This window comes from Pantoea sp. NGS-ED-1003, from assembly GCF_000738765.1.
Taxonomy (GTDB): domain Bacteria; phylum Pseudomonadota; class Gammaproteobacteria; order Enterobacterales; family Enterobacteriaceae; genus Pantoea; species Pantoea septica.
In genome coordinates this window covers 53,378-67,027 of record NZ_JPQA01000009.1, presented here as the reverse complement: position 1 = coordinate 67,027, position 13,650 = coordinate 53,378, and the positions used below count along the sequence as shown (strand labels likewise).

At 60.8% G+C, this 13,650-nt stretch carries 14 protein-coding genes; 11 read left to right on the top strand and 3 right to left on the bottom strand.

The genetic code is table 11. From position 1 onward, the window contains the following. Positions 1-42 precede the first annotated feature (42 nt). Positions 43-2,322: an NADP-dependent oxaloacetate-decarboxylating malate dehydrogenase gene (gene maeB, locus JS46_RS17660; RefSeq protein WP_033753737.1), complete on the top strand. Its 2,280-nt coding sequence runs from the start codon at positions 43-45 to the stop codon at positions 2,320-2,322. On the opposite strand, the gene hemF is transcribed toward maeB, so the two are convergent. Beyond that, positions 2,317-3,219 carry an oxygen-dependent coproporphyrinogen oxidase gene (gene hemF / locus JS46_RS17655; protein WP_033753734.1) on the bottom strand — a complete coding sequence of 301 codons (903 nt, stop codon included), beginning with the start codon at positions 3,217-3,219 and terminating at the stop codon, positions 2,317-2,319. The two genes, maeB and hemF, sit on opposite strands and share 6 nt — an antisense overlap. A gap of 32 nt (positions 3,220-3,251) precedes the next feature. Beyond that, positions 3,252-4,118, bottom strand: a complete 867-nt coding sequence (gene amiA, locus JS46_RS17650) for an N-acetylmuramoyl-L-alanine amidase AmiA (RefSeq protein ID WP_033753731.1) — start codon at positions 4,116-4,118, stop codon at positions 3,252-3,254. Between the two features lie 210 nt (positions 4,119-4,328). Here amiA and JS46_RS17645 point away from each other — a divergent pair, with 210 nt between their 5' ends. The 10 genes from JS46_RS17645 (at position 4,329) to JS46_RS17600 (ending at position 13,046) form a co-directional block, all read left to right on the top strand. Then, positions 4,329-4,754 carry a GNAT family acetyltransferase gene (locus JS46_RS17645; RefSeq protein WP_033753728.1) on the top strand — a complete coding sequence of 142 codons (426 nt, stop codon included), beginning with the start codon at positions 4,329-4,331 and terminating at the stop codon, positions 4,752-4,754. Next, entirely contained in the window at positions 4,750-5,211 is a 462-nt protein-coding gene (locus tag JS46_RS17640) for a DUF2919 domain-containing protein (RefSeq protein WP_033754153.1), read from the top strand. Before JS46_RS17645 ends, JS46_RS17640 begins: the two co-directional genes overlap by 5 nt. Positions 5,212-5,275: 64 nt before the next feature. Further along, positions 5,276-5,893: an RpoE-regulated lipoprotein gene (locus JS46_RS17635; protein ID WP_033753726.1), complete on the top strand. Its 618-nt coding sequence runs from the start codon at positions 5,276-5,278 to the stop codon at positions 5,891-5,893. Between the two features lie 178 nt (positions 5,894-6,071). Further along, positions 6,072-7,088, top strand: coding sequence for a sulfate ABC transporter substrate-binding protein (locus tag JS46_RS17630; RefSeq protein WP_033753724.1), 1,017 nt, complete (start codon positions 6,072-6,074; stop codon positions 7,086-7,088). Then, complete coding sequence (gene cysT / locus JS46_RS17625) at positions 7,088-7,924, top strand: sulfate/thiosulfate ABC transporter permease CysT (RefSeq protein WP_033753721.1); 837 nt, start codon at positions 7,088-7,090, stop codon at positions 7,922-7,924. The genes JS46_RS17630 and cysT overlap by 1 nt, the downstream gene beginning before the upstream one ends. Beyond that, positions 7,924-8,799: a sulfate/thiosulfate ABC transporter permease CysW gene (gene cysW / locus JS46_RS17620; RefSeq protein WP_033753718.1), complete on the top strand. Its 876-nt coding sequence runs from the start codon at positions 7,924-7,926 to the stop codon at positions 8,797-8,799. Before cysT ends, cysW begins: the two co-directional genes overlap by 1 nt. Then, positions 8,789-9,877 carry a sulfate/thiosulfate ABC transporter ATP-binding protein CysA gene (gene cysA / locus JS46_RS17615; RefSeq protein ID WP_033753714.1) on the top strand — a complete coding sequence of 363 codons (1,089 nt, stop codon included), beginning with the start codon at positions 8,789-8,791 and terminating at the stop codon, positions 9,875-9,877. The genes cysW and cysA overlap by 11 nt, the downstream gene beginning before the upstream one ends. Before the next feature lie 75 nt (positions 9,878-9,952). Further along, positions 9,953-10,834: a cysteine synthase CysM gene (gene cysM / locus JS46_RS17610; RefSeq protein WP_033753711.1), complete on the top strand. Its 882-nt coding sequence runs from the start codon at positions 9,953-9,955 to the stop codon at positions 10,832-10,834. A gap of 167 nt (positions 10,835-11,001) precedes the next feature. Next, complete coding sequence (locus JS46_RS17605) at positions 11,002-11,682, top strand: response regulator transcription factor (protein WP_033753708.1); 681 nt, start codon at positions 11,002-11,004, stop codon at positions 11,680-11,682. Next, complete coding sequence (locus JS46_RS17600; protein ID WP_033753706.1) at positions 11,679-13,046, top strand: ATP-binding protein; 1,368 nt, start codon at positions 11,679-11,681, stop codon at positions 13,044-13,046. Before JS46_RS17605 ends, JS46_RS17600 begins: the two co-directional genes overlap by 4 nt. Positions 13,047-13,133: 87 nt before the next feature. Here the strand turns inward: JS46_RS17600 and crr are convergent, their stop codons facing one another. Beyond that, positions 13,134-13,637, bottom strand: coding sequence for a PTS glucose transporter subunit IIA (gene crr / locus JS46_RS17595; RefSeq protein WP_033753703.1), 504 nt, complete (start codon positions 13,635-13,637; stop codon positions 13,134-13,136). Positions 13,638-13,650 lie beyond the last annotated feature (13 nt).

Here is a 13,650-nt window from a genome sequence, read left to right as displayed (position 1 = left end):
TTTTATACTGCCAGCGCACCGAAGCTGAAAAAGGAACCGACAATGGACGACCAACTCAAGCAGAGCGCGCTGGATTTTCATCAGTTTCCCACCCCGGGCAAAATCCAGGTTTCCCCCACCAAACCTCTCGCCACCCAGCGCGATCTGGCGCTGGCCTATTCTCCCGGCGTCGCGGCGCCCTGTCTGGAAATTGCGCAGGATCCGCTGGCGGCGCATAAATACACCGCGCGCGGCAATCTGGTGGCGGTGATCTCCAACGGCACCGCGGTGCTGGGGCTCGGCAATATCGGCGCGCTGGCAGGCAAGCCGGTGATGGAGGGCAAGGGAGTGCTGTTCAAGAAGTTCGCCGGCATCGACGTCTTCGATATCGAGATCGACGAGCAGGATCCCGACCGGCTAATCGACGTTATCGCCGCGCTGGAGCCCACTTTTGGCGGTATCAACCTGGAGGATATCAAAGCGCCAGAGTGCTTCTATATCGAGCAGCAGCTGCGCCAGCGCATGAAGATCCCGGTATTTCACGACGACCAGCACGGCACGGCGATTATCTGCACCGCCGCAGTGCTCAACGGGCTGCGTATTGTCGAGAAAGCGATTGGCGAGGTGCGGCTGGTGGTTTCTGGCGCGGGCGCCTCGGCTATCGCCTGCCTGAACCTGCTGGTGGCGCTCGGCATGCAGAAGCGCAACATCGTGGTATGCGATTCGAAAGGGGTAATCTACCGCGATCGCGAAGCGGATATGACGCCCACCAAGTCCGCCTACGCCATCGAAGATAACGGTGCGCGCAGGCTGGAAGAGGTGATTGAAAACGCCGATATCTTTCTCGGCTGCTCGGGGCCGCGCGTGCTGACGCCGGAAATGGTGCAAAAGATGGCGCGCGATCCGCTCATCCTGGCGCTGGCCAACCCTGAGCCGGAAATTATGCCGCCGCTGGCGAAGGCGGTGCGCCCCGACGCCATCATCTGCACCGGCCGCTCCGACTTCCCTAATCAGGTCAACAACGTGCTCTGCTTCCCGTTTATTTTTCGCGGCGCGCTCGACGTCGGGGCGACTACTATCAACGAAGAGATGAAGCTGGCGGCGGTGCACGCCATCGCCGCGCTGGCGCAGGCGGAGCAGAGCGATGTGGTCGCTTCCGCCTATGACGACCAGGATCTTAGCTTCGGACCGGACTATCTGATACCTAAACCTTTCGATCCGCGCTTGATCGTGCAGATCGCGCCGGCGGTGGCGCGCGCCGCGATGGAGTCGGGCGTGGCGACCCGGCCCGTTGAGGATTTCGACGCCTACCGCGAGAAGCTGACCGAATTCGTCTATAAAACCAACCTGTTTATGAAGCCGATCTTCTCCCAGGCGCGCAAGGCGCCAAAGCGCGTGGTGCTGGCGGAAGGCGAGGAGGTGCGGGTGCTGCACGCCACGCAGGAGCTGGTGACGCTCGGTCTGGCGCGCCCGATCCTGATAGGGCGTCCCAATGTCATCGCGATGCGTTTGCAGAAGCAGGGGCTGAAGATCGAGGCGGGCAAAGATTTCGACGTGGTCAACAACGAATCGGATCCGCGCTTCAAGGCGTACTGGAACGAATATTATCAGATGATGAAGCGGCGCGGCGTGACGCCCGAGCAGGCGCAGCGCGCGGTGATCGGCAATCCGACGCTGATCGGCGCGATTATGGTGCATCGCGGCGAAGCGGACGCGCTGATCTGCGGCACTGTCGGCGACTACCATGAGCACTATGACGTGGTGGAGAAAGTGTTCGGCCTGCGCGACGACGTTAAGGTCGCGGGCGCGATGAACGCGCTGCTGTTGCCCAGCGGCAATACCTTTATTACCGACACCTACGTCAACGAAGATCCTACGGCGGAACAGCTGGCCGATCTGACGCTGCTGGCGGCGGAAACGGTGCGGCGTTTCGGCATCGAGCCGCGCGTCGCGCTGCTGTCGCACTCCAGCTTCGGCACCTCGAACGCGCCAGGCGCGCGCAAGATGCGCGAGGCGCTGGCGATTATTCAGCGCCGCGCACCGGATCTGGAAGTGGATGGCGAAATGCACGGCGACGCGGCGCTGGTCGAGAGCGTCCGCCGCGAGCTGATGCCTGACAGCCCGCTGAAAGGGGCGGCGAACCTGCTGATCATGCCCAATGTAGAAGCGGCGCGTATTAGTTACAACCTACTACGCGTCTCCAGTTCGGAAGGCGTCACCGTTGGCCCGGTGCTGATGGGCATCAGCAAGCCGGTGCATGTGCTGACGCGCATCGCGTCGGTCAGGCGCATTGTGAATATGGTGGCGCTGGCGGTGGTCGAGGCGCAAACCGCGCCGTTATAGCCAGTCGCGCACCGGTAAAAAGTCGCGCGTCAGCGCGGCTTCCGGCGAGTCGGGCGCGGGCTGGTAGTCATACTCCCAGCGCACCAGCGGCGGCATCGACATCAGGATGGATTCGGTGCGGCCGCCGGTCTGCAGGCCGAACAGGGTGCCGCGATCCCACACCAGGTTGAACTCGACGTAGCGTCCGCGGCGATAGAGCTGAAACTGACGCTCGCGCTCGCCCCAGGGCAGCGCTTTACGGCGCTCGACGATCGGCAGATAGCCGTCGAGGAAGCCGTTTCCTACCGCCTGCATAAAGGCGAAGCTGGTGTCGAAGTCCGGCGCGTTGAGATCGTCGAAGAAGAGGCCGCCGATGCCGCGCTGCTCGTCGCGGTGCTTCAGATAGAAGTAGTCGTCGCACCATTTTTTATAGCGCGGATAGACCTCGTCGCCGAACGGCTGGCAGAGATCGAAGGCGGTCTGATGCCAGTGCACCGCATCCTCCTCGAAGCCGTAATAGGGCGTCAGATCGAAACCGCCGCCGAACCACCACACCGGATCGGCGCCCGGCTTTTCGGCGATAAAAAAGCGCACGTTGGCGTGACTGGTCGGCACATAGGGGCTGTGCGGATGGATCACCAGCGACACACCCATCGCCTCAAAGCTGCGCCCCGCCAGCTCGGGACGGTGCGCCGTCGCCGACGCGGGCATTTGATCGCCGTGCACGTGGGAAAAGTTAACGCCTGCCTGCTCAAACACCGCGCCGTCGCGCAGCACGCGGCTGCGTCCGCCGCCGCCGCCCGGACGCTGCCAGCTGTCTTCGATAAACTGCGCGCCGCCGTCAGCTGCCGCCAGTTGATTACAGATTGTCTCCTGCAGGTTCAGCAGAAAGGCTTTAACGCGGGAAATATCGGGCATGGCTTCGGACTCATTGCAAAAAAGTGGCGCGATTATACCTGACCATTGCGGCGATCGTACTCATCAAAGTAGCGCGTAATGCCGTCGGCGATTGCCGTAGCGATTTTACGGCGAAAAGCGTCGGTGCCGAGCAACTGCTCTTCGCGCGGATTGGTAATGAAGGAGGTCTCCACCAGCACGGGCGGAATCGACGGCGATTTCAGCACGGCGAACGCCGCCTGTTCGGTGTGTTCGCTGTGCAGTCGATGCACCGGGCGGATCTGATCCAGCACATGTTTGCCCAGCGTCAGGCTGTTGCGGATGGTATCGGTCTGCACCAGGTCGAACAGAATCTGATTAAGGTAGTGATCCTGCTCCTCGACTTTTGCGCCGCCCACTTTATCCGCCGCATTCTCTTTATCGGAGAGATAGCGCGCCATGGCGCTGCTGGCGCCGCGATTCGAGAGGGCGAACACCGAGGCGCCGCTGGCTTCCGGGCTGGTAAAGCCGTCGGCGTGAATCGACATAAACAGGTTCGCGCCGTGCTGGTGGGCGATCTCGACGCGCTGGTAGAGCGGAATAAAGTGGTCGCTGTCGCGCGTCAGCCGTACTTCGATGCGCGGATGCGCCTGCAGCAGCGCGCGCACCTGATTCGCAATCGCCAGCACGATATGTTTCTCTTCCGATCCTTCGCTGCCGACGGCGCCGGAATCGATGCCGCCGTGGCCGGGATCGATCATCACGATGCGTTTGCCGTTTTTCTGTGGCGGCGCAGGCTGCGCGTGACGCGGACTTGCGCGCAGCGGCGCGTTCTCCTCTTTCGCCTGAATCGCGCGTGGGGAGAGCACGGCCAGCGCCAGGCCGGAGAGCAGCAGCTGGCGGCGGTTGGTAAGACGCTTGAGCAGAGAGAGTGTGGGCATGGGCTGGTCCATTAGCGAATGATGTGCAGAGTGTTATATCGTAACATTTTGTTCGCCGCGAGGACGGAACCCTTTCAGCTCTTTACTTTGTATGTCAGGTTGCTAACAGAAAAATTGCCGGTTTTTGTTCCAGGCTGCGCTAACCGGGCTTGCACGCGGCGGCGAATGCGTGATAATCAGCGAATTGTGCTTATTTGCAAGGTAAAGAAGATGGAAATCCGCGCCTTCCGCCAGGAAGATTTTGAAGAGGTGATTACGCTCTGGGAGCGTTGCGATTTGTTACGTCCGTGGAACGATCCGGAGCTGGATATCGAACGCAAGATGAACCATGACGCGGACCTCTTTCTGGTTGCGGAAGTCGGCGGCGAAGTGGTCGGCACGCTGATGGGCGGCTACGACGGCCATCGCGGCTCCGCTTACTATCTGGCGGTGCATCCCGACTACCAGGGCCGCGGCTTCGCCAACGCGCTGATGAACCGGCTGGAGAAAAAGCTGATCGCGCGCGGCTGTCCCAAGATCAACCTGATGGTGCGCGAAGAGAACGATCAGGTAGTGGCGTTCTACGAGAAGCTGGAGTACGAACCGGTGGATTCGGTGCTGCTCGGCAAGCGGCTGATTGAAGACCGGGAGTATTGATGCGGTGAAATATTTGCCGGATGAATATGATGCGAAAGGGCAGCTGCGGCTGCCGTTTCTTTTTTGGCTGACGCTGCTGCTGCTGGCGCGCACCTGGATCCTGCTGGTGATGGCGGGCGCGTCGCGCCAGCAGGGCAGCGATCTGCTGGGACTGTTCTATCCCGATCGGCAGGCATTCTGGCTCGGACTGGCGCTCGGCGCGCCCGCGCTGATCGGCCTGCTGCTGACCGGCTATCGCGCGCGCTGGCCGCGGCTGTGGCGGGCGTGGCGCTGGGTGCTGGCGCTGTCGCTGGCGGTCAATCTGGCGTGGCAGGGCGTGACGTTCGCATCTGGCGATCTGCTCGCCTCGCCCTGGCCGCTACTGCTGACGCTGTTCGACGGTCTGGCGCTGCTGTGGCTGCTGGTCAACGTCAGGCTGCGCGACTGCTTTCTGCCGGAACATCAGCTGGCGGAATAAACTTTTTTGCCGCTGGCGACTCCAATGAGTTCTGCCGTTTGGCACAGTGTTAACAGGAGTTTTCATGAAAGCTTTACCCATTTCGCTGCTGGTTGCCGCCGCGCTGCTAAGCGGCTGCGCCAGTTCGGGTTCCGGTTCCGCCTCTGATTCCGATGTAAGCTGGTGTAACCCGCTGAGCTACCACTGGTCGTCGGCGCTGCCGTGGAACTGGTTTGGTTCATCGCTGACCGCAACCGAACAGGGCGTCGGCGGCGTCGGCAGCACCACTGCAATGAGCGAAGGCGCTATCAGCGACGGCCTGAAAGGCAACTACAAGCTGCGCCAGGGCATGCGTAGCGAAAACGGCGACGTTATCGCGTTCTGGCAGGCGCTGGACGACGGCAAAGTGAAGCTGCAGATCAGCGGATCCAGCAGCGTAGAGCGTATTGAGGTGATGGACAGCGACATCGCCGCGCAGGACGGCGCGAAAATCGGCGACGCCTTTAGCGACAGGTTCAGCAAGGCTTTTAATAACTGCAAGCTGGCGGGCGGAGCGGGCAGCCACGACGTCGAGTGCCGCGCGCCGGGCAGCCAGCATCTCTCCTACGTTTACAGCGGCGACTGGCACGGCCCGGACGGTCTGATGCCGTCGGACGACGTATTGAAAAGCTGGAAGCTAAGCAAAATTATCTGGCAGCGTTAACGCCTTGAGCGTCAGCGCCATTCCCGCCTGACGCATAAACTCTTGCGCCCGCTTATGCCATTTTCGACTTTGAAATCATCAAACGATATATAAAACCGCTACAGCTTTTCATGGGGTTATAAATAAACTGGGCGAACGGCTGGCATAAGCCGGATCTCTTGTTTTCTCAGGGTGCCCCATGACCAAAAGAACGATGAAAAATATCGTTGGCGGTATCGCCTTGTCGCTTAGCCTGGCGGGCGCGGCCAGCGCCACCGAACTGCTCAACAGCTCGTACGACGTCGCGCGCGAGCTGTTTGTCGCCCTGAATGCGCCGTTCGAAAAACAGTGGGATGCCAGCCATCCCGATGACAAACTCACTATCAAGATGTCGCATGCCGGCTCGTCAAAGCAGGCGCTGGCGATCCTGCAGGGGCTGCGCGCCGACGTGGTCACCTATAACCAGGTCACCGACGTGCAGGTGCTGCATGATAAAGGCAATCTGGTGGCAGCCGACTGGCAAAGCCGCCTGCCAAACAACAGTTCGCCGTTTTACTCCACCATGGCGTTTCTGGTGCGCAAGGGCAATCCAAAGCAGATTCACGACTGGGCCGATCTTGGCCGCGACGGCGTGAAGCTGGTCTTTCCCAATCCGAAAACCTCCGGCAACGGCCGCTACACCTGGCTGGCGGCCTGGGGCGCCACCAGTAAAGCTAACGGCGGAGACGAGGCGAAAACCCGCGCCTTTATGGCGCAGTTTCTTAAGAACGTCGAGGTGTTCGATACCGGCGGGCGCGGCGCGACCACCACTTTCGCCGAGCGCGGCCTGGGCGACGTGCTGATCAGCTTTGAATCGGAAGTGAACAATATCCGTAACCAGTACGGCAAAGACGAGTATGAAGTCGTGGTGCCGAAAACGGATATTCTCGCCGAGTTTCCGGTAGCCTGGGTCGATAAAAACGTCGAGCACAATCACACTGCGGACGCGGCGAAAGCCTATCTCAACTATCTCTATACGCCGCAGGCGCAGCAAATCGTGACCGATTTCTATTACCGCGTGAACAATCCGCAGCTGATGGGCGAGCATAAAGATCGCTTCCCGCAGACGCAGCTGTTTCGCGTGGAAGATCAGTTCGGCGGCTGGGATAAGGCGATGAAAACCCACTTCGCCAGCGGCGGCCAGCTGGATCAACTGTTATCAGCGGGGCGTGGATAATGTTTGCCTTAGGTCAGAAACGCGTCCTGCCTGGCTTCGGCCTGAGTCTGGGCACCAGCCTGCTGTTTACCTGTTTGATTCTGCTATTGCCGATCAGCGCGCTGCTGATGCAGCTGTCGCAGATGACACTGGCGCAGTACTGGCAGGTGATCAGCAATCCGCAGATGGTGGCGGCCTATAAGGTGACGCTGCTGTCGGCGGCCGTCGCCTCGCTGTTCAATGCGGTGTTCGGCATGATTATGGCGTGGATCCTGACGCGCTATCGCTTCCCTGGCCGCACGCTGCTGGACGGCCTGGTGGATCTGCCGTTCGCGCTGCCAACGGCGGTGGCGGGCCTGACGCTGGCCGGTCTCTTCTCGCTGAACGGCTGGTACGGCGAGTGGATCTACAACGTCTTCGGCGTCAAAGTTTCCTATACCTGGCTCGGCATCGCCGTCGCCATGGCTTTTACCAGCATTCCCTTCGTAGTGCGCACCGTACAGCCGGTGCTGGAGGAGCTGGGGCCGGAGTATGAAGAGGCGGCGCAGACGCTGGGCGCGACGCCCTGGCAGAGCTTTCGCCGCGTGGTGCTGCCGGAAGTGGCGCCTGCGCTGCTGGCGGGCACCGCGCTCTCCTTTACCCGCAGCATTGGCGAGTTCGGCGCGGTGATCTTTATCGCCGGCAATATCGCCTGGAAAACCGAGGTCACCTCGCTGATGATTTTCGTGCGTTTGCAGGAGTTTGACTACCCGGCCGCCAGCGCTATTGCCTCGGTGATCCTGGCCGCGTCGCTGGTGCTGCTGTTTGCGATTAATACCCTGCAGAGCCGCTTCGGCCGCCGACTGGGAGGTCACTAATGGCGGATATTTCCCACATCAACGCCGCTGACCGCCAGCCGGTCAACTGGGGCAAATGGCTGCTGATCGGCATCGGCGTGCTGGTGTCGCTGCTGCTGCTGGTGGTGCCGATGATCTCTATCTTCTACGAAGCGCTGAAGATGGGGCTGGGCGTCGCCTTGCAGAACCTCGGCGACAGCGACATGCTGCACGCCATCTGGCTGACGGTGCTGGTGGCGCTGATTACCGTGCCGGTCAATCTGGTGTTCGGCACGCTGCTCGCCTGGCTGGTGACGCGCTTTAACTTTCCCGGCCGCCAGCTGCTGCTGACGCTGTTCGACATTCCTTTCGCCGTATCGCCGGTGGTCGCTGGCCTGATGTATCTGCTGTTCTGGGGCGTCAACGGCCCGGCAGGCAGCTGGCTGGACGCGCATAACATTCAGGTGATGTTCGCCTGGCCCGGCATGGTGCTGGCCACCGTCTTCGTCACCTGTCCCTTTGTGGTGCGCGAGCTGGTGCCGGTGATGCTGAGCCAGGGCAGCCACGAAGATGAGGCGGCGGTACTGCTCGGCGCTTCCGGCTGGCAGATGTTCCGCCGGGTAACGCTGCCGAACATTCGCTGGGCGATGCTCTATGGCGTAGTGTTAACCAACGCCCGTACCCTGGGCGAATTTGGCGCGGTCTCGGTGGTATCGGGATCGATTCGCGGCGAAACCTACACGCTGCCGCTTCAGGTTGAATTACTGCATCAGGATTATAACGTCGTGGGCGCCTTTACCGCCGCCGCGCTGCTAACCCTGATGGCAATTGTGACGCTGTTTCTGAAAAGCATGTTGCAGTGGCGTTTAGAGCAACAGCAGCATCGCCTGCAACAGGAGGAAAATCATGAGCATTGAGATTAACCAGATCAACAAATCTTTCGGCCGCACTCCGGTGTTGAACGATATCTCTCTGGATATTCCTTCTGGCCAGATGGTAGCGCTGCTGGGCCCGTCCGGCTCCGGGAAAACCACGCTGCTGCGTATTATCGCCGGGCTGGAGCACCAGAACAGCGGGCAAATTCGCTTTCACAATAAAGATGTCAGCGCGCTGCACGCCCGCGACCGCCAGGTCGGCTTCGTGTTTCAGCACTATGCGCTGTTCCGTCATATGACGGTGTTCGACAATATCGCCTTCGGTCTGACGGTGCTGCCGCGCCGCGAGCGTCCTTCCTCGGCGGAAATTAAGCAGCGCGTGACGCGTCTGCTGGAGATGGTGCAGCTTGCGCATCTGGCGAACCGCTTTCCGGCGCAGCTGTCGGGCGGCCAGAAGCAGCGCGTGGCGCTGGCGCGCGCGCTGGCGGTCGAACCGCAGATCCTGCTGCTCGATGAACCTTTCGGCGCGCTGGACGCGCAGGTGCGTAAAGAGCTGCGTCGCTGGCTGCGTCAGCTGCATGAAGAGCTGAAATTCACCAGCGTCTTCGTGACCCACGATCAGGAAGAGGCGATGGAAGTAGCCGATCGCGTGGTGGTGATGAGCCAGGGCAATATCGAGCAGGTCGGCACGCCGGACGAGGTATGGCGCGATCCGGCCACGCGCTTCGTGCTGGAGTTCCTTGGTGAAGTAAACCGCTTCGACGGCGAGGTCCACGGCTCGCAGTTCCACGTTGGCGCGCACCACTGGCCGCTGGGCTATACCCCGGCGCATCAGGGCGCGGTCGAACTCTTCCTGCGTCCGTGGGAGATTGACGTTTCTCGTCAGAGCAGCCTGGAGACGCCGCTGCCGGTACAGATCCTTGAGGTGAGCCCGCGCGGCCACTTCTGGCAGCTGGTGGTTCAGCCGACCGGCTGGCAGAGCGAGCCTTTTTCGCTGGTGTACGACGGCGATCGAAGCGCGCCGGTGCGCGGTGAACGCCTGTTCGTCGGCCTGCAACAGGCGCGCCTCTATCAGGGCGCGACGCCGCTGCGCGCTGTTGCCTTTGCCGAAAGCGCCTGATATTTTCTCACGCGACAGCGGGCGGGAGCGATCCCGCCCTTTTTTTGATCGCTTAGCTTCGCCGGGAAACGCACCTTGAGCACTCTGCAAAACACCATCGGCAATACGCCGCTGATCAAACTCCAGCGCCTGACGCCTGCCAACGGCAGCGAAATCTGGCTCAAGCTGGAAGGCAACAACCCCGCCGGCTCCGTCAAGGATCGCGCCGCCTGGTCGATGATCCACCAGGCAGAGTTGCGCGGTGAGATCGCGCCCGGCGACCGCCTGATTGAGGCGACCAGCGGCAATACCGGCATCGCGCTGGCGATGATCGCCGCCATGAAGGGCTACGCGCTGCGCTTGCTGATGCCTGAAAATATGAGCCAGGAGCGGCAGGACGCGATGCGCGCCTACGGCGCCGAGCTGGTGCTGGTGAGCCGCGAGCAGGGCATGGAGGGCGCGCGCGATATGGCGCTGGCGATGATGGCGCGCGGCGAAGGGCATGTGCTCGATCAGTTCAATAATCCCGATAATCCGCTCGGCCACTACCAGACCACCGGTCCGGAAATCTGGCAGCAGAGCGCCGGACGCCTGACCCATTTCGTCTCCAGCATGGGCACCACCGGCACCATTACCGGCGTTGGCCGCTATCTGAAAGAGCAAAGCGATAGCGTGACCATTATCGGCCTGCAGCCGGAAGAGGGCAGCGCCATACCCGGCATTCGTCGCTGGCCGCAGGCTTATCTGCCGGGCATCTATCGGCCCGAGCTGGTGGACGAGGTGATGGATATGGGACAGGCCGAGGCGGAAGAGACGATGCGGGCGCTGGCGCGCCGCGAAGGCATCTTCTGCGGCGTCAGCTCCGGCGGCGCGGTGGCAGGCGCATTGCGCATCGCTCAGGCGCGGCCCGGCAGCGTTATCGTCGCGATCGTCTGCGATCGCGGCGACCGCTATCTCTCGACTGGCGTCTACCGCTAACCTCTCTGCTAAACGGCCCGGCTGCGCCTGTCTGGTGCTGCCGGGCCGTTTTTGTCTATAGTCATCCTGAGCATCGTCTGACGTCGAATCTGTAAGGAACGCGTAAAATCGGCTGCGTCCGGCGCCCGCTCAGGACAAAATAGCGGCAATTCAGGCGAGAGACCCCTATGAAAATTTTGTTAGTTGACGACGATCTGGAGCTGGGCACCATGCTCAGCCAGTACCTTATTGCGGAAGGCTTTGAAACCCAGCTGGTATTAACCGGCAGCGCCGGTATCGAAGGCGCGCTTTCCGGCCACTACACCGCAATGATCCTCGATATTATGCTACCCGATATGAGCGGCATCGACGTGCTGCGTCAGGTACGGCAGAACAGCCGTCTGCCGGTGATCATGCTGACCGCCAAAGGCGACAATATCGATCGCGTGATCGGGCTGGAGATGGGCGCGGACGACTATATGCCGAAGCCCTGCTACCCGCGCGAACTGGTCGCGCGCCTGCGCGCCGTGCTGCGCCGCTTTGAAGAGCAGGCTCCGCTGCCGGATAAAAAAGAGCTGCTGCGCTGGGGCGAACTGACGCTCAATCCCGCTACGCGCATGACCGAGTGGCAGGGCAAAGCCTTCGATCTCACCGCTTCGGAATTCAATCTGCTGGATCTGCTGATGCGCTCGCCGGACCGCGTGGTGTCGAAAGATGAGCTGTCGGAAAAAGGGCTGGGTCGTCCGCGCGAAGCCTACGATCGCAGCGTCGACGTGCATATCAGCAATATCCGTCAGAAGCTGGCGGCGCTCACCGCCGACAGCGTCAACATCGAAACGGTGCGCAGCATCGGCTACCGCATTCGATGAAGCAGAACTACCGCGGGCGCATGTTCTGGAAGATTTTAATCGGCTTCTGGATCGTATTCGTTATTATCAGCCAGCTGCTCTGGCTCGGCTTCAGCATCGCCGGCAATCGCCACGAGCCGCCAGAGATTATCGCCACGCGCCGCATCGTCAACTTGCAGATGGCGTCCGCGGTTTCGGTGCTGGAGCGCGGCGGGCTCGGCTCGCTGAACGATATGATGGCGGACTGGGAGCCTAACGATCGCCAGTTTTTTTCCGTAATCCAGCATGATCGCCCCGTTCATTCCGAGCCGCTGCCGGAAACCTTCAATCCGCCGTTTCAGGGCAAGTTTCCTGACGTGATCGTACGCTGGGTAAAAGGGGCGGACGGCAAAGAGTATGAGCTGCGCTATAACGTCAAAGGCCTGCGCGAAGACAGCTCAATGGGCATGGACGGGCCGCGCCGCATTCTCAATATCCCTGAGCCGATGTTTTTTTTCGCCGGCTCGGTCGGGCTGTTATTTAGCCTGCTGCTGGCGTGGAACCTGACGCGGCCGATGCGTCAGCTGCGCGAGGGCTTTTCACGCGTGTCGAATGGCGATCTCAGCGTGCGGCTCTATCCCATGATGCGCAAGCGTCACGATGAACTCTCTAACGTGGCGGAGGCGTTCGACGCCATGGTGGAGCGGCTCGATACGCTGGTGCACGCGCGCGAGGAGCTGCTGCATGATATTTCGCACGAGCTGCGTTCGCCGCTGGCGCGTCTGCAACTCGCCACAGGCTTAGCGCGTCAGACGCCTGCCAGCGTTAACGCCTCTCTGGATCGCATCGACGAAGAGGCGCGGCGGCTGGATAAGATGATTGGCGAGCTGTTGACACTGTCGCGCGCCGAGCATGAGAGCATGCCCGACGAGCAATATTTCGATCTGACCGGCCTGGTGCACGCGGTGGTCACCGATGTGCGCTACGAGGCGCAGATCCCCGGCGTGCAGGTTGATTTCCTGGTGGATGAAAACGCCGATTACACCGTGCGCGGCAATGCCGAGCTGATTCGCCGCGGCATCGAGAACGTGCTGCGCAATGCGCTGCGTTTCTCGCTGCCCGGTCAGCATATTCAGGTCAGGCTGAAGGCGGAGCAGGAGTGGCTGGCGATTCGCGTACGCGATCAGGGACCGGGCGTGGACGATGAGAAGCTCTCCAGCATCTTCGATCCTTTTGTGCGGGTTAATTCGCCGCTGCTGGGCAAAGGCTACGGGCTGGGGCTGGCTATCGTGCGTAAGGTGGTGCTGGCGCATCACGGCGAGGTGCAGGCGATTAACCGGCCTGAAGGCGGGCTGGAACTGACGATTCGTCTGCCGCGCTGGCAGGCGCAGGATAAGGGCGTCTGAGTAACGTTTTTCATCCGCGTAGACACCGGACAGAACAGACAAACAAAAACGGCACCCAGTGGGTGCCGTTTTTCTTAACTAAATCCGTTACTTCTTGATGCGGATCACCGGCGTCTCGCCAACGGTAACCTGACCAGAGAGCTTAACCAGCTCTTTGATCTCATCCATGTTGGAGATCACCACAGGCGTCAGCGTAGATTTAGCTTTCTCTTCCAGCAGCGGCAGATCAAACTCGATCACCACATCGCCTTTCTTGACCTTCTGGCCTTCTTCCGCGATGCGCTTGAAGCCTTCGCCTTTCAGCTCGACGGTGTCGATGCCAAAGTGCACAAACAACTCGATGCCGTTGTCGGACTCGATTGAAAACGCGTGGTTGGTTTCGAAAATCTTACCGATGGTGCCATCGACCGGCGCAACCATTTTGTTGCCGGTTGGTTTGATGGCGATACCGTCGCCAACGATCTTCTCGGCAAACACCACATCCGGTACGTCTTCAATGTTTACGATTTCGCCTGACAGAGGCGCAACAATATCAATCGTCCCAGATGTGCTTTCTGATTTATTGCCAAAAAGCTTGTCAAGAAAACCCATATTCTTCTCCTAA

What these genes read in the sequence shown, in the direction of transcription:
- maeB (WP_033753737.1), top strand. Translation starts at nt 43, where the DNA reads ATGGACGACCAACTCAAGCAGAGCGCGCTGGATTTTCATCAGTTTCCC.
- hemF (WP_033753734.1), bottom strand. Translation starts at nt 3,219, where the DNA reads ATGCCCGATATTTCCCGCGTTAAAGCCTTTCTGCTGAACCTGCAGGAG.
- amiA (WP_033753731.1), bottom strand. Translation starts at nt 4,118, where the DNA reads ATGCCCACACTCTCTCTGCTCAAGCGTCTTACCAACCGCCGCCAGCTG.
- JS46_RS17645 (WP_033753728.1), top strand. Translation starts at nt 4,329, where the DNA reads ATGGAAATCCGCGCCTTCCGCCAGGAAGATTTTGAAGAGGTGATTACG.
- JS46_RS17635 (WP_033753726.1), top strand. Translation starts at nt 5,276, where the DNA reads ATGAAAGCTTTACCCATTTCGCTGCTGGTTGCCGCCGCGCTGCTAAGC.
- JS46_RS17630 (WP_033753724.1), top strand. Translation starts at nt 6,072, where the DNA reads ATGACCAAAAGAACGATGAAAAATATCGTTGGCGGTATCGCCTTGTCG.
- cysT (WP_033753721.1), top strand. Translation starts at nt 7,088, where the DNA reads ATGTTTGCCTTAGGTCAGAAACGCGTCCTGCCTGGCTTCGGCCTGAGT.
- cysW (WP_033753718.1), top strand. Translation starts at nt 7,924, where the DNA reads ATGGCGGATATTTCCCACATCAACGCCGCTGACCGCCAGCCGGTCAAC.
- cysA (WP_033753714.1), top strand. Translation starts at nt 8,789, where the DNA reads ATGAGCATTGAGATTAACCAGATCAACAAATCTTTCGGCCGCACTCCG.
- JS46_RS17605 (WP_033753708.1), top strand. Translation starts at nt 11,002, where the DNA reads ATGAAAATTTTGTTAGTTGACGACGATCTGGAGCTGGGCACCATGCTC.
- JS46_RS17600 (WP_033753706.1), top strand. Translation starts at nt 11,679, where the DNA reads ATGAAGCAGAACTACCGCGGGCGCATGTTCTGGAAGATTTTAATCGGC.
- crr (WP_033753703.1), bottom strand. Translation starts at nt 13,637, where the DNA reads ATGGGTTTTCTTGACAAGCTTTTTGGCAATAAATCAGAAAGCACATCT.